Source organism: Novosphingobium sp. CECT 9465 (assembly GCF_920987055.1).
Lineage (GTDB): Bacteria > Pseudomonadota > Alphaproteobacteria > Sphingomonadales > Sphingomonadaceae > Novosphingobium.
The window spans coordinates 1,525,973-1,551,672 of record NZ_CAKLBX010000001.1; the positions used below are offsets into that span (position 1 = coordinate 1,525,973).

General features: G+C 62.7%; 22 protein-coding genes and 1 tRNA gene. 8 read left to right on the forward strand and 15 right to left on the reverse strand.

The annotated features are described in order from the left end of the window. Window positions 1-13: 13 nt before the first annotated feature. The 7 genes from LUA85_RS07440 to LUA85_RS07470 all read right to left on the reverse strand — a co-directional run bounded on the left by LUA85_RS07440 (window position 14) and on the right by LUA85_RS07470 (window position 6,908). Entirely contained in the window at window positions 14-667 is a 654-nt protein-coding gene (locus LUA85_RS07440) for a hypothetical protein (protein WP_231468353.1), read from the reverse strand. Between the two features lie 319 nt (window positions 668-986). Continuing rightward, window positions 987-1,062, reverse strand: a tRNA-Lys gene (locus LUA85_RS07445). A 78-nt stretch (window positions 1,063-1,140) separates the two neighbouring features. Beyond that, the gene (gene rodA / locus LUA85_RS07450; protein ID WP_231468356.1) at window positions 1,141-2,256 is read right to left on the reverse strand and encodes a rod shape-determining protein RodA; all 1,116 of its coding nucleotides are present in this window, start codon (window positions 2,254-2,256) and stop codon (window positions 1,141-1,143) included. Next, a complete protein-coding gene (mrdA, locus tag LUA85_RS07455) occupies window positions 2,256-4,349 on the reverse strand; it encodes a penicillin-binding protein 2 (RefSeq protein WP_231468358.1) in 2,094 nt (697 codons plus the stop codon). Before mrdA ends, rodA begins: the two co-directional genes overlap by 1 nt. Further along, window positions 4,346-4,900 (reverse strand): rod shape-determining protein MreD, encoded by a 555-nt coding sequence (locus LUA85_RS07460; RefSeq protein ID WP_231468360.1) that lies wholly within the window; start codon window positions 4,898-4,900, stop codon window positions 4,346-4,348. The genes mrdA and LUA85_RS07460 overlap by 4 nt, the downstream gene beginning before the upstream one ends. After that, on the reverse strand, window positions 4,897-5,802 hold the full coding sequence (mreC, locus tag LUA85_RS07465) for a rod shape-determining protein MreC (protein WP_231468363.1): 906 nt from the start codon (window positions 5,800-5,802) through the stop codon (window positions 4,897-4,899). Before mreC ends, LUA85_RS07460 begins: the two co-directional genes overlap by 4 nt. A 59-nt stretch (window positions 5,803-5,861) precedes the next feature. Continuing rightward, entirely contained in the window at window positions 5,862-6,908 is a 1,047-nt protein-coding gene (locus LUA85_RS07470) for a rod shape-determining protein (protein ID WP_231471796.1), read from the reverse strand. A 189-nt stretch (window positions 6,909-7,097) separates the two neighbouring features. Here LUA85_RS07470 and mutL point away from each other — a divergent pair, with 189 nt between their 5' ends. Both mutL and LUA85_RS07480 read left to right on the forward strand, forming a co-directional pair. Then, window positions 7,098-8,885, forward strand: a complete 1,788-nt coding sequence (gene mutL, locus LUA85_RS07475) for a DNA mismatch repair endonuclease MutL (RefSeq protein ID WP_231468365.1) — start codon at window positions 7,098-7,100, stop codon at window positions 8,883-8,885. Beyond that, complete coding sequence (locus tag LUA85_RS07480; RefSeq protein ID WP_231468366.1) at window positions 8,885-9,373, forward strand: hypothetical protein; 489 nt, start codon at window positions 8,885-8,887, stop codon at window positions 9,371-9,373. Before mutL ends, LUA85_RS07480 begins: the two co-directional genes overlap by 1 nt. A gap of 6 nt (window positions 9,374-9,379) precedes the next feature. On the opposite strand, the gene LUA85_RS07485 is transcribed toward LUA85_RS07480, so the two are convergent. Both LUA85_RS07485 and ychF read right to left on the reverse strand, forming a co-directional pair. Beyond that, window positions 9,380-10,171 (reverse strand): DUF1206 domain-containing protein, encoded by a 792-nt coding sequence (locus tag LUA85_RS07485; protein WP_231468368.1) that lies wholly within the window; start codon window positions 10,169-10,171, stop codon window positions 9,380-9,382. 83 nt (window positions 10,172-10,254) lie between these two features. Beyond that, the gene (ychF, locus tag LUA85_RS07490; RefSeq protein ID WP_231468370.1) at window positions 10,255-11,355 is read right to left on the reverse strand and encodes a redox-regulated ATPase YchF; all 1,101 of its coding nucleotides are present in this window, start codon (window positions 11,353-11,355) and stop codon (window positions 10,255-10,257) included. A gap of 116 nt (window positions 11,356-11,471) precedes the next feature. Here ychF and LUA85_RS07495 point away from each other — a divergent pair, with 116 nt between their 5' ends. Beyond that, entirely contained in the window at window positions 11,472-12,989 is a 1,518-nt protein-coding gene (locus LUA85_RS07495) for a tetratricopeptide repeat protein (protein ID WP_231468372.1), read from the forward strand. A 257-nt stretch (window positions 12,990-13,246) separates the two neighbouring features. Next, window positions 13,247-14,176, forward strand: coding sequence for an IS110 family transposase (locus tag LUA85_RS07500; protein WP_231468374.1), 930 nt, complete (start codon window positions 13,247-13,249; stop codon window positions 14,174-14,176). A gap of 168 nt (window positions 14,177-14,344) precedes the next feature. Here LUA85_RS07500 and LUA85_RS07505 read toward each other — a convergent pair whose 3' ends face one another. Further along, entirely contained in the window at window positions 14,345-15,061 is a 717-nt protein-coding gene (locus LUA85_RS07505; RefSeq protein ID WP_231468376.1) for a cistern family PEP-CTERM protein, read from the reverse strand. Window positions 15,062-15,243: 182 nt separating this feature from the next. Between LUA85_RS07505 and LUA85_RS07510 the strand changes: the two genes are divergently transcribed. Next, window positions 15,244-16,758, forward strand: coding sequence for a tetratricopeptide repeat protein (locus LUA85_RS07510; RefSeq protein ID WP_231468378.1), 1,515 nt, complete (start codon window positions 15,244-15,246; stop codon window positions 16,756-16,758). Window positions 16,759-16,772: 14 nt separating this feature from the next. Here the strand turns inward: LUA85_RS07510 and LUA85_RS07515 are convergent, their stop codons facing one another. The 3 genes from LUA85_RS07515 to LUA85_RS07525 form a co-directional block, all read right to left on the reverse strand. Then, a complete protein-coding gene (locus LUA85_RS07515) occupies window positions 16,773-17,153 on the reverse strand; it encodes a PEP-CTERM sorting domain-containing protein (protein WP_231468380.1) in 381 nt (126 codons plus the stop codon). A gap of 154 nt (window positions 17,154-17,307) precedes the next feature. After that, complete coding sequence (pth, locus tag LUA85_RS07520) at window positions 17,308-17,877, reverse strand: aminoacyl-tRNA hydrolase (RefSeq protein WP_231468383.1); 570 nt, start codon at window positions 17,875-17,877, stop codon at window positions 17,308-17,310. Window positions 17,878-18,139: 262 nt separating this feature from the next. Continuing rightward, on the reverse strand, window positions 18,140-18,745 hold the full coding sequence (locus LUA85_RS07525; protein ID WP_231468385.1) for a 50S ribosomal protein L25/general stress protein Ctc: 606 nt from the start codon (window positions 18,743-18,745) through the stop codon (window positions 18,140-18,142). Between the two features lie 232 nt (window positions 18,746-18,977). On the opposite strand from LUA85_RS07525, the gene LUA85_RS07530 reads away from it, so the two are divergent. Further along, on the forward strand, window positions 18,978-20,234 hold the full coding sequence (locus LUA85_RS07530; protein ID WP_231468386.1) for a tetratricopeptide repeat protein: 1,257 nt from the start codon (window positions 18,978-18,980) through the stop codon (window positions 20,232-20,234). Between the two features lie 36 nt (window positions 20,235-20,270). On the opposite strand, the gene LUA85_RS07535 is transcribed toward LUA85_RS07530, so the two are convergent. Together LUA85_RS07535 and LUA85_RS07540 are read right to left on the reverse strand one after the other, a co-directional pair. Next, on the reverse strand, window positions 20,271-21,164 hold the full coding sequence (locus tag LUA85_RS07535) for a TraB/GumN family protein (RefSeq protein ID WP_231468388.1): 894 nt from the start codon (window positions 21,162-21,164) through the stop codon (window positions 20,271-20,273). Beyond that, window positions 21,161-22,078, reverse strand: a complete 918-nt coding sequence (locus LUA85_RS07540; protein ID WP_231468390.1) for a TraB/GumN family protein — start codon at window positions 22,076-22,078, stop codon at window positions 21,161-21,163. Before LUA85_RS07540 ends, LUA85_RS07535 begins: the two co-directional genes overlap by 4 nt. 114 nt (window positions 22,079-22,192) lie before the next feature. Between LUA85_RS07540 and LUA85_RS07545 the strand changes: the two genes are divergently transcribed. Together LUA85_RS07545 and LUA85_RS07550 are read left to right on the forward strand one after the other, a co-directional pair. After that, on the forward strand, window positions 22,193-23,110 hold the full coding sequence (locus LUA85_RS07545) for a glycine--tRNA ligase subunit alpha (RefSeq protein WP_231468392.1): 918 nt from the start codon (window positions 22,193-22,195) through the stop codon (window positions 23,108-23,110). Next, a complete protein-coding gene (locus tag LUA85_RS07550; protein WP_231468394.1) occupies window positions 23,107-25,653 on the forward strand; it encodes a glycine--tRNA ligase subunit beta in 2,547 nt (848 codons plus the stop codon). The genes LUA85_RS07545 and LUA85_RS07550 overlap by 4 nt, the downstream gene beginning before the upstream one ends. Window positions 25,654-25,700 lie beyond the last annotated feature (47 nt).

Genomic DNA, 25,700 nt, shown 5'->3' on the forward strand with positions numbered 1-25,700 from the left:
ATTCCTTTTAATGTCAGAGGGCTAAACCCCCGTCTCGCCCTTTCTCGCGAAGTTCGTCCAATGTTCGGCCTGATGACCAATCCTCGTCTGACGGTTCGAGATAGTAGGCCTGCTCCTCGAAGTGCGCTGGCATCGCCTGCCCGGGGTCGCCCGCGAGCCAGCTGGCCCAACTCGCCCGGGGCAGGAAATAGGGCATGTTCGCGGCGGCTTGCGCGACCAGCCCGGTGGCCGGAACGAGAAGGCCTGCGCAATGGAGCTTACTTGCCGAAGGCGCGCAAACCCCTGCCCAAGCGAGATAAGGTTCATCCCAGGCGCCAACCCAGGTTCGCGTCACAGCATCCCGGTCTCTGGTAGGATAGGCGACATCTTCCACGATGATCAGGCAGCGGACGAAGCTGTCCGCGTCAAGCAGGCGACCGGCCCCTGGCACGAGATCGCGCGCGAACAGATTGCTTCGTCGATCAGCAGGCTCAGCGCTGATGAAGCATGACGCCGGGAGCCACCATCGAGCCAGTTTGATCTGCGGGCTGCCCGGCGCATTGGTCGCAACGAGGACATCCTCGCCCGGCCAGATGGTCGGCGTCCATCTGAGCGCACCAGACGGGGTCGCAGAGAAGTGATTGGCGATCTCTGACAGCGCGCCCCGGCACCGAATCAGTTTGGTCATGCGCCTTGCCTAGCAGCGCCGCGGATCAGGTGCCGATACCCTCGCTGCAAGCCATTGAGGCCGCCAAAGCGACCTCAGTGATTACGTGGCGATTACGCGGAGCGATTACGCAGCGATTACGCGGGGCATTTTGAGGGCATTTCGGCAGCCAAGACGCCTCATCGACAGCCGTGCGGAAAAAATTTCCCGAGGATATTTTTCTGCGCCAGAGCACGCGAGGATACGCCAGCGCACCCCGAAAACCGATTACGTGGCGATTACGTGGGCCGAATTCGCTTTGGGCGAAAACGGCGTAATCGGTGCTAAGTGATTGAAAATATGGTGGACGCACTTGGGCTCGAACCAAGGACCCGCTGATTAAGAGTCAGCTGCTCTACCAACTGAGCTATGCGTCCGTTGCCATTCGGCAATCCCGTTCGGGAGCGGCTCCAATAGCGTTTTTCTGGAGCCTGCCAAGCCCTAATTTCACTTTTTTACGACAGGCCTCTGGAGGTGGACCTGCTCCAGCGTTCCACCGCCATGATCGTGCCGATGCAGATCATGTTGGTCATCATCGAAGAGCCGCCGTGGCTCATCCACGGCAGCGGGATTCCTACCACGGGTGCCAAGCCCATGACCATCATCAGGTTGATGCACATGTAGAAGAAGATCGTCATGGTCATACCCGCAGCCAGCAGACGCGAAAAGCGGTCTGGCGCTCCGGTCGCCACCTTCAGGCCCCAGCGGAAGATCAGTCCGAACACGCCGAGGACGAACAATCCGCCAAGCATGCCCCATTCTTCCGCCATCGTCGAAAAAACGAAGTCGGTGTGCGATTCTGGCAGGTAATTCAGGTGGCTTTGCGATCCATCGCCGAAGCCCTTGCCGAAGAATCCGCCCGAACCGATCGCGATCTTCGACTGGGTGATATGATACCCTGACCCAAGCGGGTCGCTTTCGGGATCGAGGAACACCAGCACACGCCGTCGCTGATAATCATGGAGCAGCGTGAAGAAGGCGAGCGGTGCGACGACCAGCATTGCGGCGCCGGCGCCAAGAAACCAGCGCAGCGGAAGGCCCGCGAGGAACATCACCACGACCGCCCCGAACGTGATTGCAAGGCCGGTGCCGAGATCGGGCTGGAGCATGACCAGTCCTGCCGGAATGCCCAGCAGGATCGCCGCCGGACCAAGCGCACGCCAGCTTTGCGTTTCGCCAACCGGAAGCAAGGCATAGAACCATGCCAACACCAGGACGATGCCTGGCTTCATCAGTTCGGACGGCTGCAGGGTCATGAAGCCAAGGTTCAGCCAGCGCTGGCTGCCACCGCCGATCCCCCCGATCAGTTCGACCAGAACCAGCAGCAGGCACAGCCCGACATAGACCGGGATTGCCATCTTGCGGAACAGTTCCTGCGGCAGGCGAGCGATGACCATCGCCATCACCAGAAACACCCCGAAACGGATGAGGTGCGACATCGACCATGTTTCGAACCGGCCGCCAGCCGCGGAATAGAGCACCGCCGACCCAAACCCGACCAGTGCCATCAGCGGGAGCAGTACGCCCCACGGCTGGCGGGCGATAGCGGCGGGGACATAGGCGCGGGGCATTACGGCGTACCCTGCAGTGGCGGGCTGGCAGCAGACACATCGGGCGCTGCTGCGGGCGGCGGTGGCCGCAGCACGACCGGCTCAGGCTCTGGACGGGGCGATGCAGCATCGGTCTGCGCATCGGCCGGCTCGGCATCGGGTTTGCGGGCCTGTTCGACCTGTTCGGTCAGCGCTTCGTCGTCCGGGGCCGGCTTGGGTGCACTGCCGCCGTACTTGGCCGCAAACGAATCATACCGTGCGACCATACGCTGCTGCACGTTGCCGCCCCACTGCTTTTCGAATTCGTCCAGCACGGCCATCGCTTTGTCCGGGGCGAAAATGTAGGTCATCACGTCGCGCGCTATGGGATAGGCGGCGCCCGATCCGCCGCCATGCTCGATGGCCACCGCGCAGGCATACTTCGGCTTGTCGAACGGGGCGAACGCGATGAAATGGCCGTGGTCGCGATACTTCCATGCGCCGCTCTTGCCATTGGCGACGTTGAGGCCGACGACTTGCGCGGTGCCCGTCTTGCCCGCCATCAGCACGTTTTCGACCGGCAATTTTGCCCGGCCCGCCGTGCCGCGTCCATTTACGACTTCGCTCATTGCGGCGTGAATGTAATCGAGATGATCCTGCCGGAAGCCCATCGATCTGGGTAGCGGCGCTTTGCGATCAAGCAGCAGGCGCGGCATCACTTCGCGGCCCGAAGCAATGCGCGAGGCCATGACCGCCTGTTGCAGTGGATTCACCAGCATATAGCCCTGGCCGATGGTGGCGTTCACGGTATCGTAAAGCGCCCATTCCTTCTGGTACTTGCGCATCTTCCACGCCGGATCGGGCACCGTGCCATAGGACTGCCCGGCATAGGGCATCGGGAATTCCTGCCCCAGTCCCAGCCTGCGCGCCATCGTGGCAATGACGTCCATCCCCAGTTGTTGCGCGAAGTGATAGAAATAGACGTCGCACGACTGGTAGATGCCCTTGGCCATGTCGACCGTGCCGTGGCCGCGCCGTTGCCAGCAGTGGAATACGCGATTGCCCACGCGCAGGCCGCCGCTGCAACTGACGGTGGCGTTCGGATCAAGCCCCGCTTCGAGAAACGCCATCGCCACCATCGGCTTGACCGTGGAACCGGGGGGATAGAGTCCGCGCAGCACCTTGTTGCGCAAGGGAACGTGATCGTCCTCGGACAGCATCTTCCATTCGATGCGACCAATGCCATCTGAAAAACTGTTGGGATCGAAGCTGGGCATCGAAGCCATGGCAAGCACGTCGCCGGTCTCGCAGTCCATCACCACGACCGAGCCTGATTCCAGGCCGATCCGCCGGGCGGCGTAATCCTGAAGGCCGGCATTGATCGTCAACTGGATCGGCTTGCCGGGCACGTCCTCGCGCGTTCCCAGATCGCGCACGATGCGGCCCGATGCCGTCGCCTCGACCCGTCGTGCACCCGGAACGCCGCGCAGGCGCGTTTCGAAGTGCTTTTCCAGCCCGTCCTTGCCGATCTTGAATCCCGGCGTGATCAGCAGCGGATTGCGCTCCTTTTCGTAATCCTCAGCCGATGCCGCGCCTACATATCCGACAAGGTGGCCAACGGCGGCGCCAGTGGGATAGAACCGGGAATAGCCACGCTGCGGGATGACACCGGGTAATTCGGGCAGGCGGACCGAAACCGCTGCGAACTTGTCCCAATCAAGGCTGGAAGCCACTTCCACCGGCTGGAATCCACGCGCCTTGTCAAGCTTGTCGCGAATGTCGCGCACACGGTCTTGCGGAAGATCCAGCAGCGCTGCGAGCGTGGTCATCGTGCGATCGGGATCGCCCACGCGATCAGGAATCAGATCGACGCGGAAATCGGCTCGGTTGGCGGCCAGCGCGTTGCCGAACCGGTCCAGCACCCAGCCGCGACGGGGCGGGATCAGCGTCAGGTTGACGCGGTTGCTTTCCGACGCCGCCTTGTACTTTTCGTTCTGCGTAACCGCGAGGTAGCCGAGCCGGGTCGCCAGCAATACGCCGACTCCGGCCTGTAGCGCCCCCATCACGAACGTGCGCCGCTCAAAGCGGTTGGTCAGGATCGCCGAGGTCATCGGCAGGCGGGAGTTGAGCGTCATAGCCGCTTGAGGGGCAGCAGGCGCACCCGGTCCAGCAAGGCGACAATGCCCGTGATGACCGGGTAAAGCATGATCGATATCAACACTTGCGGCACGATCACGATGGGCAGCGGGTAACCCGTGGCAATCCCGGCCAACGATGCGCAAAGCGCGAGGTAGATTGTGGTCAGCACACTGGCGACCATCCAGTCCTGGCCGAATCCGCGCCACAGGAAGCGCTCGTCAATCACTTCCATCGCCAGCATGGTGATCGACCAGAGCAGGATACCGGAGCCGAACGTCTGGCCGGAATAGAGATCGTCTACAAAGCCGAGCGGCAACCCCGCCCAGACGGGCAACATGCCCGGTCGCATCATGCGCCAGCCGAGCAACATCATGTAGGCGACGGGCGGCAGGACCGGAGCGGAAGCGATGATCGGAGAGAAGCTGGCCATCGATGCAAGGATGATGCTGGCCCACGGCAGGCCGACGGCAAGAACCGGGAGCGGTTCGCGATTGATCCGCTTGCGCACGACCTCGTCACTTGCTGTGCCGATCCCGGTCCAGGTCACGGCGCTTCGGCGGGGGTGGCCGCGCCGTCCTTTGTGATCTGTTGCAACTGTGCGCTGGCCTGCGCCTGGTAGCTTGGTTCGACGATGACGAATTCGTGATCGGCAGGGTCAGCGGCAAGGTGCCCGGTGGCACCATCGCGGTGCGGGTCGGTCGCCACCGCCACGGGAATGCCTGGCGGATACAACCCGCCAGAGCCGGATGTAACGAAGACATCGCCCTTCCTGACCGGGTTCACGCCCATATTGATCAGGCGGATATCGATGCGTCCGTTCGAAGCCCCTTGCACGAACGCGGCAAGACCATCGCGTGAGCGCCGGACCGGCACGACGTTTTCGGGATCGGTTACCAGGAGAACACGCGCCGTATCTGGACCCGCCTCGATCACGCGCCCGATCAGGCCGGACGCCGCACGCACGGGGAAGCCCGGCTTCACGCCTTGCCGCAACCCCGCATCGATCACCGCGAAGCGACGGGTGCTCGATGCCGTTGATCCGATGAGATGCACTGTCGCCACAGGCTTGCGCGCCGGATCGACAATCCCCAGCAGGGCCTTCAGTCGGCGGTTTTCATCCTGCAGTGATTGCATGGATATGGCGCTGGCACGGGCGGCATCGACTTCGCGCCGAAGATCCGCGTTTTGCTGTCCTGCCTTGAAGTAGGCGCCGATCGCGCCGAAAACGCCCTGACCGCTTGCCCGACCCGCGGCACCGGCCTTACCGAGCGGACGCGCGACTTCCGCCGCAGAACTGCGCGCGAAGGAGAAAGCCTCCGGGTTGATCAGCGACGTGACGAGCACGACCACACCGGCCATGACGCCCAGGATGGCGATCACGTAGCCAGTGAATATCCCGTACTGCGCCCTGCGCGAATAGCCCGGGCGCCGGTCCCGCGACCGCGCCATCCGTTCACCCTTTCAAGCCGACCCCTTTCGGGAGCCGCATTGCAACCCGTTGCTTGCGATCAGGCGGTGGTCAGAACGCCGCGATAGATCGGATCTTCCATCGCGCGGCCGGTGCCCAGCGCCACACATGACAGCGGATCTTCGGCAACGCTGACCGGAAGGCCGGTTTCTTCACGAAGATGTTCATCAAGCCCGCGAATCAATGCGCCGCCGCCGGTAAGCACGATTCCTTGATCGACGATATCTGCGGCCAGTTCCGGTGCGGTGTTTTCCAGGGCGATGCGCACACCTTCGACGATGGCGCCGATCGGTTCGGACAGGGCCTCGGCCACATTGGCCTGTGTGATGGTGATTTCCTTTGGTACGCCGTTCACCAGATCGCGCCCCTTGATCGCGATGGTTTCGCCCACGCCATCAGCCGGGATCGTGGCGATGCCATAGTCCTTCTTGATGCGTTCGGCGGTGCCTTCACCGATCAGCAGGTTGTGGTGGCGGCGCACGTAGGACACGATCGCCTCGTCCATCTTGTCACCACCCACGCGCACTGATGTGGTATAGGCAAGCCCTCGCAACGACAGCACGGCGACTTCGGTCGTGCCGCCGCCGATGTCGACCACCATCGAGCCGACCGGCTCGGTAACGGGCATGTCTGCACCGATTGCCGCCGCCATCGGTTCGAGGATGAGATAGACTTGGCTGGCGCCGGCATTGCTGGCCGCATCGCGAATCGCGCGCTTTTCAACCGACGTCGCGCCCGATGGTACGCAAATCACGATTTCGGGATAGCGCAGCAGGCTTTTCGATCCGTTCACCTTGCGGATGAAATGCTTGATCATTTCCTCGGCAACTTCGATGTCGGCGATCACGCCATCGCGCAAGGGGCGGATCGCTTCGATGTTGTCGGGCGTCTTGCCCATCATCATCTTGGCATCATCGCCCACGGCTTTGACACGCTTGATTCCGTTGATTGTTTCGATGGCGACGACGGAAGGTTCGTTCAGAACGATGCCGCGGTCCTGGACATATACCAGGGTATTGGCCGTTCCAAGGTCGATCGCGATATTCTGGGTGCCGAACTTGAAGAATCGGGAAAAGATCGAAGCCATCAGGAAATCCGTAAATAAACTGCGGCCTGGCGCACGGGCACGCGCCAGACCCCTCCAGAATGTGCGCCCGGGAAGGCGGCTCATTAGCAGGGGTGATTGGCAAAACCCATAGCCTTGTGCCGGATTGGATGGATAACTTCACCGCTTGTCTCGAAATAACGCGGGTTCGGCGCTAGGCTGGGTCGGACCATGCCCATGATCCGCCGCCTTCCTGAAACTTTGATCAACCGCATCGCCGCTGGCGAGGTGGTGGAACGGCCTGCCAGTGCGCTGAAGGAACTGGTTGAAAACGCCGTCGATGCGGGCGCAACGCACATCCATGTGCGCCTTTCCGAAGGCGGTCTGGCGATGATCGAGGTGTCTGACGATGGGTGCGGCATGCGGCCGGACGAGATCGAACTGGCGCTGGAGCGCCATGCCACATCGAAACTGCCTGACGAGGCGATCGAAGAGGTCGAAACGCTCGGCTTCCGCGGAGAGGCCCTGCCGTCGATTGCATCGGTCGCGCGGGTAACCATCGAGAGTCGCCCCCAGGGAATCGCTGATGGATGGAAGCGCGTCGTCGACAATGGCGCATTGCTGTCCGAAGGCCCTGCCGCCTTGCCGCCGGGCACCCGCGTCCGCGTTGAGCAGCTCTTCGAGAAGATACCCGCCCGCCGCAAGTTCCTGAGAAGCCCTCGCTCCGAATGGGCGGCGGCGCTGGACGTGGTGCGCCGTCTTGCCATGGCACGGCCCGATCTGGGTTTCACGCTGGAGCATGATGGCCGCCGCGCTTTGCACGTCCAGCCCGACGAGACACTGGAGGCGCGCGTGGCGCAACTGGTGGCGCGTGAACTGGCGGGCAATTCGGTCAAGGTCGATCTGGTGCGCGGCGATTATCACCTGACCGGTGTGGCAGGCCTGCCCACGTTCAATCGCGGCGTGGCCGATCACCAGTACCTGTTCGTCAATGGCCGGCCGGTGAAGGACCGCCTGCTGATCGGCGCGGTGCGCGGTGCCTATGCCGATATGCTGGCGCGCGATCGTCATGCGGTGCTGGCGCTGTTTCTGCAGGTTCCGGGCAGCGAAGTGGACGTCAATGTCCATCCGGCCAAGACCGAAGTGCGCTTTCGCGATCCGCAACTGGTGCGCGGCATGGTTGTTTCCGGCCTGCGCCATGCCTTGTCGAGCGGCGACCGGCGTTCAGCGCAAGCCCCATCCGCCAGCGCCATGGCAGCGTGGCAGGCAGAACCGATCGCGCCACCGCAGCAGGCGTCAATCTTTGCGCAACCGTGGAGGCCCGAAGCGCGCGTTGCCGATGCCGGGCAGGCATGGCGCGGTTATGAGCAATCGGTGATGGCACCGATGGCGGCGCGGGCGGAGGAGGCTTCGGAGCCGGTCGTGGCAGCGGCGCAGCATCCGTTGGGCGTGGCGCGCGGGCAGGTGGCCAACACCTATATCGTGGCAGAGGCCGAGGACGGGCTGGTGATCGTCGATCAGCACGCCGCGCACGAACGGCTGGTGCTGGAACGGTTGCGCGCGGGCGGGGCGGGGCAGGGGACTGCACCCAGCCAGGCACTGCTGATCGGCGAAGTCGTCGAACTTGAGGAAGTCGCCTGCGACCGGCTTGAGGAAGCGGCGGGCAAGCTGGCGGAATTCGGGCTGGTGCTGGAGCGCTTCGGCCCCGGCGCCATGCTGGTCCGCGCTATTCCCGCAGCGCTGACCAAGGGCGATCCGGCCAAACTGGTCGCCGATGTGGCAGACGATCTTGCGTTGCACGGCGATGCGCTGTTGCTGGGCGAGAAGCTCGATCTGATCCTGGCCACGATGGCCTGCCATGGGTCTGTGCGGGCAGGGCGGGTGCTGTCGGTGGCCGAGATGAACGCCCTGCTACGCGAAATGGAAGTGACGCCACGCTCCGGCCAGTGCAATCACGGACGCCCGACGTGGATCAAGCTGGCCCACGGCGATATCGAGAAACTGTTCGGGAGGAAGTGATGAAGGCTTTTGTTCGCAGTGCTTTGATCTGCCTCTGTCTTGCCGGGTGCGAGGAGAAGGCGCCGACCGACGCAGAGGCGATTGCGGCAGTGGAAGCCGCGCAGGACATCAAGCCGCCGGTCCAGCCGATGGCTCCGCAGCCGATCCTCTATCCCGATATCACCCAACACAAGCTGCACGGCACCGGCTGCGCATTTGTGGCGGATGGCGGCGGGATTGGCGCGGTGCTGCTGGCGCAGGACAAGCGCGGGGTGATCAAGGTTGAGGACGCGGTGATCGTCCTTGCCCCCGATACCGGCAGCGCCCGCATGCCGCTGGGCAGTTGGTCGCGCTATACCGGCAAGGAGAATGCGCTGACCCTTACTGCCTCCGGTCCGATTACACCGCTCGGCACCGGACAGCAGTTCAAGGGCAAGCTGGTGATCACCGACGCGTTCGAGAGGCCCGTCTATGAAGCATCCGGCGATGTGCAGTGCCGTTCCATCTGATGCCGATCACCTGAACGACCTGTCTGGCGATGGATCGGGGATCGTCCGATAGCGCGCAAGAATGATGCTGAACACGCCGAACAGCAATAGCCCTGCCGCTACCAGCGTGAACGTCCAGCCGGTGCCGCGCAAATCGTTGATCGCACCGCCCAGAGACAGCACTTCGCTGCTGCGTTCGAACCATGCTGAGCGGAGCAGCGACCAGCCGATCACCGCGAATACCACAGATCTTGCGGCATGTCCGGCGCGGCCGATCCAGCATGTTGCCTGCGGTGCGCGCGATGACACGTGCTTCATGAAATCGGCAGTGACAGCGTTCCTCGCCTGAAGCGCGGCTGCAATTATCAGCGCGATTCCGACAATGCCCAACGCCGTTGAGCCAAGGGAATATCCGAGGGCACTTTCGGCCCACCGTGCCGATTGGTCCTCGCCCGCGTGTCTGGCGCCACCGGCGAATTTTGCCGCTGTCCATGCCATACCCGTGTGGACCACGGCGCTAGCGAAGTAGCCAGCCCGGTGTGCCAAACCCTTCGCGCCGGTTCCCTTGCGTTCAATGTCGAACAGGGCCGCGGAAAAGCGGTAAAGCGCATAGCCCAGAAGCCCTGCCGCAGCGATGTAGAGCACGGCCCAGCCGACGGGCACTTCAGCCATCATCGCAAAAGCATCACCTGCCCCGTCATCAACCGTTTGATACTTTGCGGTGGTAAGAGCAAGGTATCCCAGCAGGACATAGACAACCCCGCGCGTGGCAAACCCTATACGCGCCAGCCACACGACTTTTTCCGACTTGTCGACCATGACCGTTCAGCGCCCCTCATAGCTGGTTGAGCCACGGGAACGTGCCGCGTCGAAAATCGTGCCCGGCTATTGCGGCCCGCAGATCAGACGTTGAACTTGAAGTGCAGGACGTCGCCATCCCGGATGACGTATTCCTTGCCTTCCTGGCGCAGCTTGCCCGCATCGCGCGCGGCTGATTCTCCGCCGAGTGAGACGAAATCGTCATAGGCGATGGTTTCGGCGCGGATGAAACCGCGCTGCATGTCGGAATGGATTTCGCCAGCAGCTTCAGGAGCCTTCGCGCCCTGATGCGTGGTCCACGCGCGCGCTTCCTTGGGACCTACGGTGAAGAACGTGATCAGGTGCAGCAGTTCGTAGCCTGAGCGGATCACGCGGGCGAGGCCCGTTTCGTGGAGGCCCATTTCTTCAAGGAACACGGTGCGTTCTTCGGGGTCCATGCCGACCAGTTCGGATTCGATGGCTGCTGAAACGATGACCGCGTTCGCGCCCTCTGCCTTGGCCTTTTCGAACACGCGGGCGGAGAAGGCGTTGCCGTTTGCTGCGCTTTCCTCATCGACATTGCAGACATACAGGACCGGCTTGGCGGTGAGCAATTGCGCCTGCTTGAACACGCGCTCCTCTTCCTCGTCCCTGGGCTTGGTCAGCCGAGCAGGCTTGCCTTCCCGCAGCAGGTCGAGTGCCTGACCGAGCACCGAGGCGATCAGCTTGTTTTCCTTGTCGCCCTGGGCAGCCTTTTTCTGCGCTGCCGGGACCCGCTTTTCGAGGCTTTCGAGATCGGAGAGCATCAGTTCGGTTTCGACCGTATCGGCATCGGATACCGGATCGACCTTGTTGTCGACATGCTGGATATCGTCATTCTCGAAACAGCGCAGGACGTGAACGATGGCATCCACTTCGCGGATATTGCCAAGGAACTGGTTGCCAAGGCCCTCTCCCTTGGAGGCGCCGCGCACCAGTCCGGCAATGTCGACAAAACCCAACTGCGTGGGGATGATCTTCTGGCTGCCGGCGATGCGCGCCAGTTCGTCAAGGCGCGGGTCGGGCACGCCGACATTGCCGACGTTGGGTTCGATCGTGCAGAACGGGTAGTTCGCCGCCTGTGCCGCCTGTGTTTCGGTCAGTGCGTTGAACAGCGTCGACTTGCCGACATTGGGAAGACCGACGATCCCGCAACGAAAACCCATTATCCACACTCCTTGTCTGGCTCGCGCCCTTAGCGATGGTTGGAGGTTTTGGAAACCTTCACGGAAGATTCAACACTTCACGGCAGAAAGCTCCGCAATGGAGGAGTGTTGCCGCAATGCTTAAGTACGCCGCGATTGTCGCCGCATTGACCCTGCTGGGGTGCAGCGAAAGCCCGCAGGAGCGTGTCGAGCGCGCGCGCAAGGCTTTCGGTGAGCATGATTATCGGGCAGCGCAAGTTGATCTGGCGGCGGCCTTGGCGACCAGTCCCGACGATCCCGCCCTGCTGGAACTCCATGCGCGCAATGCGCTGGCAATGGGCGATGGCATTGCCGCAGATGCTTCCCTGAACAGGATTGCCGCCGCGCGCCGACCGGCGGATTTCGGGCTGCTGCTGGCCGAAGCGGCGCTGCTGCGCAACCGCGCGGATGAGGCGCTGGCCGCGCTGGGATCGGATGCATCCTCGGCGGCACAGCGGTTGCGGGCTTTGGCCCTGCTGGCCAATGATGATCGCGAAGGGGCGGGGCAAGCCTTTGCCAAGGGCGCCCAAGGCGGTGTCAAAGGCAGGGCCGACGCACGGCAGCTGGCGGACTTTGCACGCTTCAGCCTGATGAACGGCAATACCGCGCAGGCGCGCGATCTGGTCAACCGGGCCAAAGCCGCCGATCGCGGCCTGATTGATACGCGGCTGGCCGATGCCGAAGTTTTCATAGCCGAAGGTCGCCTTGCCGAAGCGCTTGATGCTTATGATGGGGCCACCAGCGCCTATCCGGGCAATCTTGCGGCGCTTGCCGGAAAGGCGGCAGTGCTGGGCGATCTTGGGCGTATAAAGGAGATGGATGCAGTTCTGGCGAGCCTTGCCGATGTGCGCGGCGGTGCCAAGGTTGCCTATCTTCAGGCGCAAAGCGCTGCCGGGCGCAAGGACTGGAAGACCGTACGCAGCATCCTTCAGGCAAATGAGAAGGCGCTGGAAGGCAATGACCAGTCGAGTGTGCTTTATGCTCAGTCCCTTGTCGCCCTTGGACAGCCGGAGCAGGCCCGCGCAAGGCTCCAGCCGTTGCTGACCCGCAACCCGCAAAGTGCGCTGGTCCGCCGGGAACTCGGAAAGGCGCAACTGGCAGCAGGCGATGCCGCCGGAGCGCTTGAGACGCTGCGCCCATTCGGTAGTGCGCTGACCAGCGATCCAGCAGATCTGCGGCTGCTGGCGAGCGCTGCAACAGCCGCAGGCGATTCACAGGCCGCGCAGCTTGCCGAAAAGGCGAGGTATCCCACCCCGCAAGCGCTCGCGGCAACGCTGGCCGAGGCCGACACGGCGATGCGCCGCGAGAACTGGGGCAATGCGATCGCAGCTTATGAGCGGATTCTCGCCGTTACGGATGGCCGCAATCCGTTGGTGTTGAACAACATGGCGGTAGCGCAGGGCAAGGTCGGCAATACGCGCGTGGCCATCGATTTCGGCAACAGGGCACTGAAACAGGCACCTGGCAATGCGTCGGTAATGGATACCCTGGGCTGGTTGCTGATACAAAGCGGCGTGGACCGTGACCGCGGGCTGGCCTTGCTTACCGAAGCCGCACGAAAGGCCCCGGACAACGCAACGATCCGGGACCATCTCGATCAGGCACGGAAAGGCTAGGCGATTAAATCTTTTACATCTGTTGCAAATACAGCGGTCGTAAACCCACCCCCCGCCCCTTGTATCTGGACGTTGTTGGTTGATTGCGATGTAATCGGCTGATCGCCGGGGTGGGTGGCCACCCACCCCGGCGCTGCGGTGCTGTCGCCCGTCACCCCTCAGGCAGTAACCGTAAGGGAGCCTGGGACCAGCACCGCTTGTCACGCACGACCGAATAGTCGGCAGGTGTCTCAACCGTACGGACAAGGCAGGTTACCGTGATCGAAACGATTTGTGGAGTGGATGTTAGCAAGGCCTGGCTTGATGGCTGGATCGAGGCCGGCGGCTATCGCCGGTTCGCCAATGATGAGGCGGGAATTGCTGCGTTGGCGGACTGGGCCGGTCGCCATGGCGCGGGACTGGTGGTGATGGAATCCAGTGGCGGGCTCGAACAGGACGCATTCCTGGCGCTGTGGCGCGCAGGCATGCCCTGTGCCCTGACCAATCCCAGAGCGGTACGGCATTTTGCCGAGGCGATGGGGCGGCTGGAGAAGACCGACCGTATCGATGCAGAGGTCATCGCCTGCTTTGCTGCGGCACGGCGGCTACGGCCAACGCCGCCACCTTGCGACGAACAACAAAGGCTTAGCGCGCTTTCTGCCCGGTTGCGGCAAGTGACAGGCGACCTCACAGTGCAGAAGCAGCGGCTTCATTCTACCCGCGATCCGCTTGCCCTTGCCAGCTTGAAAGAGACTATCGCCTTCTTCAATACCCAAGCCAAAGCGCTGGCCCGTGAAATCGCAGGCCTGATCGAACACGATCCCGTCTGGACCGCGCTTGATCGCACACTGCGCTCGGTCAAGGGCGTGGCAGATCGCACCGTTGCCACCCTGCTGGCCGAACTGCCCGAAATCGGAACCCTGTCGAACAAGGCCATCGCCAAACTTGCAGGCCTTGCGCCCATCGCGAACGACAGCGGCAAACGATCCGGTGCCCGATCTATCCGTGGTGGAAGAAGCTCTGTCCGCTCGATCCTCTTCCTCGTCGCCGACATCGTGCGAAAATTCGATCCGGCCATGGCAGAGTTCCGCCAACGCCTGCTCGACCAAGGTAAACCCAAAATGGTCGTCCGCATCGCCCTCGCCCGAAAACTGCTCGTCCGACTCAACGCAAAAGCACGCGAAACAAGAGCTGAAATTGGTCAGTGACACTTGACCTGTCAGATAGTCGCTCTCTTAAGGGAGGGAGCGCGACTTATTGAGCCGACGGCGAAATTAGTGCAGCGGGGAGGGTGTGCTGCGCTCGTGTTTACAAGCGACATGACTGGCAAAGGCTGAACGCCGTGGGAGCGCAGCGGCCCCCACGGACGCGAGGCATCAGGCTGCGAGCGTGTGCCTTGCCGTTGTGCGACGGCGCGCCATCGCAAGGCCGATAAGTCCCGCGCCGAGCAGACCCAGCATGCCCGGTTCAGGCACTGGCGTACCGCCGGTCGAGCCGCCGCCGCTAGTCGAACTGATCGTGCCGGCACCGCTGGCTGACGAAATCCCCGGAACCCCGGCAATCGACTGATAACGCACGTAGAAGTCGCTCAGGGTCAGCGCGCTGACAGGGGATGAGAAGCTGAGCGTGAACGCGCCGGTTCCGCTCTCCCCAAGGGTCAAGCCTCCGCTGCCGCCGCCCGCACAGCTGCCGGTCGATGCGTCCTTGAAGCACACGTCCACCGTGCCGATGCCGTTGGGATAATTGGACGACAGCGTCGTATAGGCAAACGCGCCCGTGCTGGTGGCCGACGAAATGTTCGGATCGGTGTTGAACGCAAAGCTGGAAATGCGCGAACCCGTCACCGGCGCGGAGCTGGTGTTCGCCACGGCGTAATCGAAGGTATAATCGTTGCCCGACACGCCGGTCAGCGTGAAGGTGGTCGATCCGGTCAGGCCGGAAATCGCCGTGCCGTCAGAGAAGCCATCATAGTTGAGCGAAAAGCTCTTGCCGATGTCGGTCGATCCAAGCGTGATCGAATCCGCGAACGCCGGAGCGGCAAACGCGAGCGAGGCAGAAGCTGCAATTCCCGTAAGCATTTTCAAGGCGTTCATGGCTGGTCCCCTGTCTACTGTGACGTCTGGATATGGTTGACAGAAAGTTCAGCAAATATCGTGCCAATGGCGGATAACCGCCATTACGGATGATTAACAAAGTTGTGTTCGTAAACTTTTCCGACGCTTTTGGTGGCGCGGCGCTTCACCAAAATTTCAGGGGTTTTTGCGAGAATTGCCGCATGAAGAAGGCCCTGATTCTACCGCTCGCCCTGTTGATCGCATCATGCGGCGATGATCCTGCGGAGCGCATTGCGCGGGCGCGCGCGGAAATTGCCGCGATGGAACTGGGCGCGGCGCGTGTCGATCTGGCGGCAGCGCTGGCGGACAAGGGCGACGATGTCGAACTGCTGAAGCTGCTGGCCAGGGTGCAATTGCGGCTGGGTGATGGTGATGGCGCGCAAGCGAGTGCCGACCGGCTTGAACGGCTGGGCCTGAAGGGCGCAGAACTGGCGCGGATCAAGGCCGAGGCGGCGCTGTTGCGCGGCCATGCCGATGAGGCGCTGGCCTTGCTTGGTGCCGACGATGCTCCGTCTGCCTGGCGGGTGCGGGCGGCGGCAAAGATTGCGCTCAAGGACACGCAGGGCGGGCTTGAGGCGCTGAAACGTGGTGCTGCGGCGGGCGGCGATCCGCTGTTGCTGCGCGATTATGCCCGGTTCCTGATCGACGCGCAGGATCTTGACGGTGCGGACCGGCAGGTGGCTGCGCTTGCGCGTTTGCAGCCCGACAATTTCGACGCCCTGATGCTGGGCGCTGATATCGCGGTCCGGCGCGGCAAACTGGCCGATGCCCATGCCATGCTTGAACGTGCGGCAAAGCGCTATCCCAAAGTGCCCGATCCGTGGATCGCGCGCGCCACTGCCTATGACATCGAAGGCAAGTTGGACGATGCTGTCGCGATGACCGGGCGCGCCGCTGCCATCGCACCCGACGATCCGCGCGTGATCGACCTCAAGGTGCAGTTCGCTGCGATGAAGGGCGAATGGGATCAGGTGCGATCCGTGCTGGCAAAGCAGGAAAGCACACTCGATCCGGTCTCTGCCAATGGGCTGACCTATGCCGAGGCGATGTTGCGCACCGGCCATCCCGAACAGGCGCGGGCGATGTTCCAGCGCGCGCTCACGCGGTCGCCCAACAATCCCTATTCGCGGTTGATGCTGGCGCAGGCGCAACTCGCCACCGGCGATGCCGCTGCGGCCTATGCCACGGTGCGCCCGCTTTCGGACAGCATGCTGGCAGGGCCGCGTGAACTGGAACTGGCGGAAAAGGCAGCCCGCGCCATGGGCAGCGCCGATGCCGATCCCTTGCGTACAAGGCTGGCCTCTGCGCGAAACGGACAGGCGGCTGACCTGAACCGCAAGGGGCAGGCAGCGCTGGAACGCGAAGACTGGAACGGCGCGATTGCAGCCTATGGCCAGCTTGCGCAACAGGGCAAGGATGCTGAAGTGCTCAAGCGGCTGGCCCTTGCGTTGAGCCATGCTCGCCGGACCGACGAGGCCATTGCCGCCGCCGATCAGGCGAGGGCGCTTCGGCCCGAAGACCCGGACACCACCTATATGGCAGGCTATGTCCGGGCAGCGGGGGGCAAGGATCGCGCGACCGGCCTTGCGCTGTTGAAGCAGGCCAGTGACGCCGATCCGGGCAACGCCTTGTTCAAGCGCAGCCTGGCGAGGTTTTCTGCCGCACAGGGCGGCTGAGAACCTCGCGTCGTTCAGGCGCGCGGCTTGACCTTGCGCAAACGGGCAAAGCCGACGCCGAGCAGGCCGAGCGCCATCATGCCGAGCATGCCGGGTTCAGGAACCGAGGTGCCGCCCGAAGACGTGGTGGTGCCGCCCGACGTTGTGGTTCCGCCGGAAGTGGTGGTGCCACCCGAAGTGGTCGTGCCGCCAGAAGTGGTGGTTCCGCCCGAAGTCGTCGTGCCGCCCGATGTGGTGGAGCTGCTGGTGCTGGTGCCGCCGCACGACTTGGAACCGCCGCTGTGGCCGCAGTTGCAATAGTGCGTGTGGGTCGTCCACCAGGTTGCATGAGCCGGCGTGGCAGCGGCTGCGCCCAGAGCGGCGGTTGCGGCAATAGCGAGAGTGCGGATCTTCATAATAACCCCCATTGGTTAACTCGGTTCTGCCACTCTCTAAGCAAAAGTGGTGCCAGTTGTTATAAATCAATGAATTGGGTGGTTAATGATCGTGAAGATTTGGGGCCGTGTAAATCGCGCCGACAGTTTTTGATTGCTCGTTTGTTTCCGGCAGTCAGCCTTGCTGGCGCAAGGCCACATCGTTCATGAACCGCACACCATCGCCCCGCGCCAGCCATTCGGCCTCCGAAGCGACCGCGCCGAGCATGTCGACCAGATCGTCCTGTTCGGCCTTGGCGAAATTGCCCAGCACATACCCCGTCACGCGGTCCTTGTGGCCGGGATGGCCGATGCCCAGCCGCACGCGCTGGAAATCGGCACCGAGATGCTGGTCTATGGAGCGCAAGCCGTTGTGTCCCGCCGTGCCGCCGCCATGCTTCACCTTGACCTTGAACGGGGCAAGATCGAGTTCGTCATGGAACACCGTCAGCGCGTCCATGCCCAGCTTGTAGAAGCGCATCGCCTCGCCCACCGCGCGGCCGCTTTCGTTCATGAAGGTGGCGGGCTTGAGCAGCAGCACTTTGGTTGTGCCGATCCGCCCTTCCTGCAGCCAGCCCTGGAACTTCTTCTGGACCGGGCCGAAGCGGTGCACTTCGGCAATGGTATCGAGCGCCATGAACCCGACATTGTGCCGGTGAAGCGCATATTGCGGTCCGGGATTTCCGAGGCCGACCCAGAGTTGCATTGCGACGGGTTCCTTTGATTGGCGGGCGGGGGCGGTGATATAGCGCCCACCCCGCTGCGACTAGGGCTACTGCGTGCCCCAAGTCTCGCGGCCCTCCCGCAGGCGGGAGGGCGAAGTACAGCGCCTGTTCCCCCCTCCCGCTTGCGGGAGGGGTCGGGGGTGGGCATTGCGCAACGCTCAACCCAAAAAAGAACCCCTCCCGCGCGGGGCGGAAGGGGTATCCTTTCGCTCACCGCCGGGGCGGGAGCCGAACGTCAGGCGATCAGCCTGCGGTCGCCGTGTCGCCTTCTTCGCTCTTCAGCGCGGAAGGAGCAACGATCGTCGCGATGGTGAAATCGCGGTCGCTGATCGCGGGCTTCACGCCAGCGGGCAGGGTGACGGCGCTGATGTGGATCGAATCGCCCACTTCATAACCCGCAACGTCGACGATGATGTCGTCGGGGATCGAATCCGGTGCGCAGATCATTTCCAGCTCGTGGCGAACCACGTTGAGGATGCCGCCCTTCTTGAGGCCGGGCGACTTTTCTTCGTTGATGAAGACCACGGGCACATCGACGTGCACGACCGAATCCTTCGACACGCGGAAGAAATCGGCGTGGAGCGGACGGTCGGAAACCGGGTGGAACGCAACGTCCTTGGGCAGGGTGCGAACGGTCTGGCCGCCCACGGTCAGCTCGACGACGGAATTGAAGAAGTGGCCGGTGCCCAGCGCCTTGTTGAGCGCCTTTTCTTCCAGATGGATCGCAACCGGAGCTTCGTTGCCGCCATAGATGACAGCGGGGGTGCGGCCTTCGCGACGCAGTGCACGGGAGGCTCCCTTGCCTGCCCGATCGCGCGTCTCAGCCGACAGCGTAAGCGTTTCGCTCATGTGTCAGTACCTTTTCAAGATTTCTGTTTCAAAACTTCCTCCGCCACGCCTCCAGGGATGACCATGACAGGGAAGCGGCGGCCCTTAGCGGGTTTGCCGGGAAATGCAAGGGTTGTGGGGGTGGGCGTGTAGCGCTGATCCTACACGCAAAGACCGCAGACAGTGTGAGTATCCCCATATTGAGACAATACGGCACTTTACACGGAATGAAGGTCAGACCCATATGTGGAGGATGTTGCTTGCTCTTCTTCTCGCCAGTGCAGTTCCTGCGCCGAACGTCATCGTAAACCCTGCTGATCCTACAGCGCCGTTTCAGGGCGATGGCAAGGCGTTGAAATTTGACCCAGCATGCCGGGATTATACTGTCGAGTCAGTTCACGCCAATCCGGACTGTGCGGCAAGGGTGGAAAATGGCGAAGCTGGGCCTTCTTTGGCAATTGCAGCTTTGACGTTGGAGACCTTGCCCGCAAAAGCTGCCGAGGCTGTTAAAATTCTACGACGCTCGGCAGGTGTGACCGACAGCCCTGCCGTGCATTACTTTCTCGGCTCCGTACTTGGTACTGCTGAGCGATTTCAGCCAAACCATAAAGAAGCGGTTCAGCACCTCGAAGTTGCGGCTAGGCGTGGGAACCCGGCGGCGGCAGACCTGTTAGCGAATCTGTTGATCGCCGGGAAAGGTACATCGCGTGACGTGCCGCGCGCGGTGCAGCTTTTTGAACAGGCTGCTACTGGCGGGTTTCCATCTGCAGCGGTCAGCTTGGGCAAGCTTTATCTGGCTGGAAAGTATGTTCCCAAAGACGCAGCCAGAGGGCAGGCTTGGCTGGATGCGGCAGCATCAGTGAATGCCCCTGCGGCTGTAAAGCTTTCAGCGTTGGCGAGAAATCAATCCAAGGTCGAAAATTTCCAGATCATTCCTTCCGTTGATCCCGCTAAAGTGAAGGCTGTGTCATACGGTACATTTGACAATCCAGATATTCCGCCGAACTTCGGCTTCGACACTGATTTTCAAGCTGTGTTTGACAAACCTTACGATGATCCGGCCACCTTGGATTGGCTTGAGCGAAATGCCGCGACGCTGCCCACGCCGTACCTCTATGAACTTGCTAGGCGTTTGGCGGTAATTGACGGGCCTAGAAGCCTGAGAACCTTCCTCGTGGCACGCACGCGAATGGCCTATGATGCGAGCAGGTGCCTCGATCAGGCAAGCCTTGAGAGCTTGCGTGCATGGGATATGCTCATCATACCCGATTTGCGCTTTCTTTTTGCTTCCGGGCGGCTTCCTCCTGCTATCGCAATCGACGCATTGGCTGAAGAACAGAAACTTTCCGGTGAATTGGAGCCTTGGTGGGTTTGCAGGTCCGGAATGATCGCAATGACCAAAGCGCTGAGTGGAAACGCCGGGGCACTGCAGTTGAAACCCACAACCGAATGGCCAGCACTTCGCAAAGCCGCCCAGATGCGATTGGCTAGGCTAGCCGGAAATCCCTGAATCAGGGCATGGCACGAAAGGGGGGAACATTCCCCCTCAAGGCACCCGCTTGATCGTCCAACCCCGCGCCATCATCAGGCGTTGCAGGCTGTCCGACCCCGCGAGATGCGCGGCGCCCACGGCCACGAACGGTTTCGCGCCCGCCTTGAGCATCGCGTCAAGCTGATCGGCCCAGGCGCGGTTGCGGTTGGTCAGCAGGGCTTCGTGCAGACCGGAATCCGCGAGGAAACCGCGGCTTGCCTCGCGCGACAGGCCGAGGTCGTCGCCGCGCAGCCACATGGCGACCATGTCGGCTTCCTCGTCGCTGTTGCTCGATGCCTCGACGGCCACTTCCTGCAGCAGCACTTGCTGCTGGCGGGCGGGAAGGGTGTCGAAGATGCCGAACTGGCTGTTTATGGTTTCGAACCCGGCAATCGGTTTTGCGCCCGCCAGTGCGCGCAGCTTCGGCTCGACCCCGCTTTGTGGGTCGGCCCCGGCCTTTTGCCCGGCTATGGCTGCCAGTTGCAGCGCCACCGCCCAGCTTTCGGTATCGGCAAAATCCGCGTCCGAAAGGCCGAGTTTTCTGTAAACGGCGGCCAGTTCGTCGCGATAGGCCACCGGCAGGCGTTGCGATGGCGGGGGCAGGCCAGCCGTGCCCGCCAGCCGCGCCAGCGCCTCGCCCGCCACCGTCTGGTTCAGCGGTTCGGCGATTTCCAGCACCAGCCGGTCAGACTTTGCCAGCGCATCGGTGATCGCGGGGCGCAGCCACTGCGTGCCCGGCGGCAGCGCGTGGACCGTGCCGAACAGGTAACCGCGCACCGTCCCGGCCTTGTCCATCACCTGCCACAGCGCCACCCGCGCATCGACCTTGGGCTTGTCGTCATCCTTGCCCATGCAGGTGACGAGCATGCCCAGTGCAGCGAACAGTGCGAGGCGCAGGAGAAGCTTCACTGCACGCGCACCGTGGCAACGCCCTGACGCTTCAGCACATCCTGCACACTGTTGGTGCCCGCAAGGTGCCCCGCGCCGACCGCGACGAATACCTGTCCTGGTTGCTCCAGCCGCTTGCGCACCCAGACCGCCCAGTTGCGGTTGCGCTGGTACAGCAGCGTTTCGGCAAGGTCCGGGTCGTCCATTTCATCGTTGAGCAGTTTGGCCAGCGCATCGGGATCGCCCGCGCCCCACAGCCCGGTCATCGTCGCGATCAACGTAAACGATTCATCAAAACCGCTGACAGCTTCGCGCAGGAACCTGAGTTGCGCCTCGCGCGGCAGGCTGTCGAACAGCCCAAGCTGGAACTCGATGGTTTCCAGCGCGCCAGTCTGCTTGGCCTTGGCCGCCGCAGCCTTGCGCAGCACGCTTTCCGCGCCATCGCCCGTGCCGTATCCCGCCATCGCATAGGGCATCGTGCCGATGGTGATGCCGGCCAGCCACGGTTCTGCCCGGTCGAACGCCTCAGGCGAAATCTTCAGCCGCGCCAGCAGAGCTTCATAGGCAGCGCGGTCCTCGTCGGTCATCAGAGACCGCAGCGTTTCGCCTTCCAGCAAGCCGATGGCCTGCACCACTTTCTGCTGTTGCGCGGCGGGCACATCGGGAATTTCGGTTATGAGTTGATCCGATGCATTCAATGCATCGCCAACCGGGCCATCCAGCCACGCAAGGTTCTTCGGCAGGGCGTGGACGGTGCCGAACAGGTAGATCGTGGTATCCTCGTCCGCCACTTTCCACAGCGCGGGCTTCATCTGTCGCGCCGGGGCGGGGGCCGCAACCGCAGGCTTCGGTGCAGGAGCGCGGGCCTGCGCAGCGCCGCTCAGGGCGATGGCGGCAATGGCGATGGCCGTGGCAAAGGTCTGTCTGATCGTCATGGCCCTGTCCTTACCCGCCGGGCATGAACGAAGCCTTTTCACGATGCAACGGCGCAGTGAATTGCGCCCGAAAAGGTTGATTTGGCGCGCCCTATCGGCCAAAGCCGCGCGACCATGGTCGATACACTGAACACGCCGCCCAAAGCGCCCTTGTGCCTGCAGGACATGATCCTGCGCCTTCATGCGTTCTGGAGCGAGCAGGGCTGCCTGATCCTTCAGCCTCACGATATGCGGATGGGGGCGGGCACGTTCCACCCCGCCACCACGCTGCGCGCGCTGGGACCTGAACCGTGGAATGCCGCGTTCGTGCAGCCCTGCCGCCGCCCCACCGACGGCCGCTATGGTGAAAACCCCAACCGGTTGCAGCACTATTATCAGTATCAGGTGATCCTGAAGCCCAGCCCGGCGAACCTGCAGGAGCTTTACCTGCAATCGCTGGGCGTGATCGGCATCGATCCGCTGGTTCACGACATCCGCTTTGTCGAGGACGACTGGGAATCGCCCACGCTGGGCGCCTGGGGCCTCGGCTGGGAAGTGTGGTGCGACGGGATGGAAGTCACCCAGTTCACCTATTTCCAGCAGATGGGCGGGTTCGATTGCAAGCCTGTGGCCGGCGAACTGACTTACGGACTGGAACGTCTGGCGATGTATATCCAGGGCGTCGACAACGTCTATGACCTCGCGTTCAACAATCACGGAGTCACTTACGGCGATGTGTTTCTCGAAAACGAGAAGCAGATGTCGAAGTGGAACTTCGAAGTGGCCGATACCGAAAGCCTGTTCGAAGGCTTCCGCCGGGCCGAGGCCGAATGCCAGCTTTCTTTGGCGAACGATGTGCCGATTGCCGCCTATGAGCAGGCGATCGAGGCCAGCCACCTGTTCAACCTGTTGCAGGCGCGCGGTGTGATCTCGGTGCAGGAACGCGCCAGCTATATGGGCCGTGTGCGCGATCTTGCGCGCGGATCGTGCGAGGCATGGATGGCGAAGTTCGAAGACCAGTGGGCTGCCAAATACCCGGAGTGGACCAAGTGACCGATTTCCTGCTGGAACTTCTCTGCGAGGAAATCCCGGCGCGCATGCAGGCCGGTGCCCGTGCCGATCTGGAAAAGCTGTTCGTGAAAGAGCTTGCCGCTGCCGGGCTGAAGGCGGGCGAGGTGACGGTATGGTCTACCCCGCGCCGCCTTGCCCTGATCGCGCGCGACCTGCCTCTGGCGACGCAGGCTGTGTCTGAAGAGACCAAGGGGCCAAAGACCTCTGCGCCCGAACAGGCGCTCGATGGCTTCCTGCGCAAGACCGGGCTGACGAAGGACCAGTTGACCGAGCGCGGCGGCGTATGGTTTGCCGTGACCGAAAAGCCGGGCCGCGCGACGAAGGATGTGATGGCAGAGGCGATCCCGGCCATCATCCGCGCTTTCCCCTGGCCCAAGAGCCAGCGGTGGGGCGCGGCCTCGCTCGCTTCGGAATCGCTGCGCTGGGTGCGCCCGCTTTCCGGGATTGTCGCGATTCTGGGCGAAGACCTTGTCGAATGCGAACTGGGCGGCGTGAAATCCGGCTACGCCACGCGTGGCCATCGGTTTCACCACGATGGCGAAATCACCATCGGCGGGGCGAGCGACTACGCCGAAAAGCTGCGCGCCTGCCATGTGATCGTCGATCACGCCGAACGCGAAGCCCTGATCCGCGAAAAGGCCAAGGCCGTGGCGCAGGCCGCTGGCCTGGTGCTGGTCGAGGATGAAGGACTGGTGATCGAGAACACGGGCCTTACCGAATGGCCGGTGCCCTTGCTTGGCCGTTTCGATGAGACGTTTCTTGAGGTTCCGCCTGAAGTTATCCAGCTTACCGCACGGATAAACCAGAAATATTTCGTGTGCACGTATCCTCCCCAGAATGGGGAGGGGGACCATGCGCAGCATGGTGGAGGGGACTCTCCTTCCACGCAGCGCCATGACGATAGCCCCCTCCACCACCCTGCGCCGAAGGCGCAGTTTACCCAGAGCGACGCCGCAGGTGGCGTCGAAGGGGGCGGTCCCCCTCCACGTGCCGGGGAGGATGCGCGGCTGGCCAACGCTTTTGTGTGCACAGCCAATATCGAGGCGACAGACGGCGGCGCGGCAATCGTCGACGGCAACCGCAAGGTGCTGGCCGCGCGGCTTTCGGATGCCCGCTTTTTCTGGGAGCAGGACAAGAAGAAGCCGCTCTCGGTCCACGCCGAGAAGCTGGCGCGGATTACCTTTCACGAGAAGCTGGGCACGGTTGCCGATAAAGTCGAGCGCGTCGCCAAACTCGCCCGCTGGCTGGTGGAAGAGGGCATCGTAAATCCCTCTCCCCTTCAGGGGAGAGGGTTGGGTGTGGGGGCGGCAAGCGCTGTGCCCGGTGCCCCCCACACCCCGACCCTCTCCCCTGAAGGGGAGAGGGAGATTCTCGCCGATCAGGCCGAACTCGCCGCGCGGCTGTGCAAGGCCGATCTCGTCACCGAGATGGTCGGAGAATTCCCCGAACTTCAAGGCCTTATGGGCGGTTATTACGCCCGCGCCGAAGGTCTGCCCAACGCCGTAGCCGACGCCATCCGCGATCACTACAAGCCGGTCGGACAGGGCGATGATGTGCCGACCGCGCCGGTGACAGTGGCCGTGGCGCTGGCTGATAAGCTGGACACGCTTGCTGCGTTTTTCTGCATTTCGGAGAAGCCAACCGGGTCGAAGGACCCATTTGCACTTCGCCGTGCGGCAATTGCGGTTCTGCAACTGATCATATCTAACAGATTGAGGGTTTCGCTTACACAGCTTTTGCTCTCAGCGACCCACGGTTGGTATATTCAGGAAACAAGCCGCGAGGGCCAACAAGTTTACGCAGACGTCTATTTTGGTTTGGAATTGGTTGACGGCAAGGTGCCTAACTTAACCGAAGTCGAGCGAATTGCTAAAGAGCGGCTTCCTGTTTCTGACGAAATTCGAGAAAAAGCGTTTTCGGCGGTCCGTGACCTTCTTGCCTTCTTCGCCGACCGCCTCAAAGTCCAGCAACGTGAAGCAGGCGTCCGCCATGACCTGATCGACGCCGTGTTCGCGCTTGGCGGCGAGGACGATCTCGTCCGTCTGCTCGCCCGCGTTCATGCGCTTCAGGCGTTTGTCGGCACCGAGGATGGCGCCAACCTGCTCGCCGGGTACAAGCGCGCGGCGAATATCCTCAAAAAGGAGGGCTTCTCCGCCACTGACATCATCCCCGCCGATGGCGAGGAAGACCCGTTGGTGATGGTGGACGATCCGGCGTTCGAGGGCATTGCCGACCAGATGGCCAGCGCGCCATCTGTGCCGGCCTATGCGCCCGAACCGGCGGAGGCGGCGCTGATTGCCGCGCTTGAAAGCGCAGGCCCGCAAGCCGACAGCGCCATTGCCGCCGAGGACTTCACTGCCGCCATGGCGGCGCTGGCGAGCCTGCGCGCGCCGATCGATGCCTTTTTCGAATCCGTTACGGTAAATGACGCAGACGCTAACAAGCGATCCAATCGCCTTGCATTGCTTGACCGTTTCCGTGCTGCGGTGCACAAAGTGGCGGACTTTTCACGTATCGAAGGGTAAGGGACGGCCCGAATCCGGGCCGCACCCGGAAGAAGCGACACACGCAG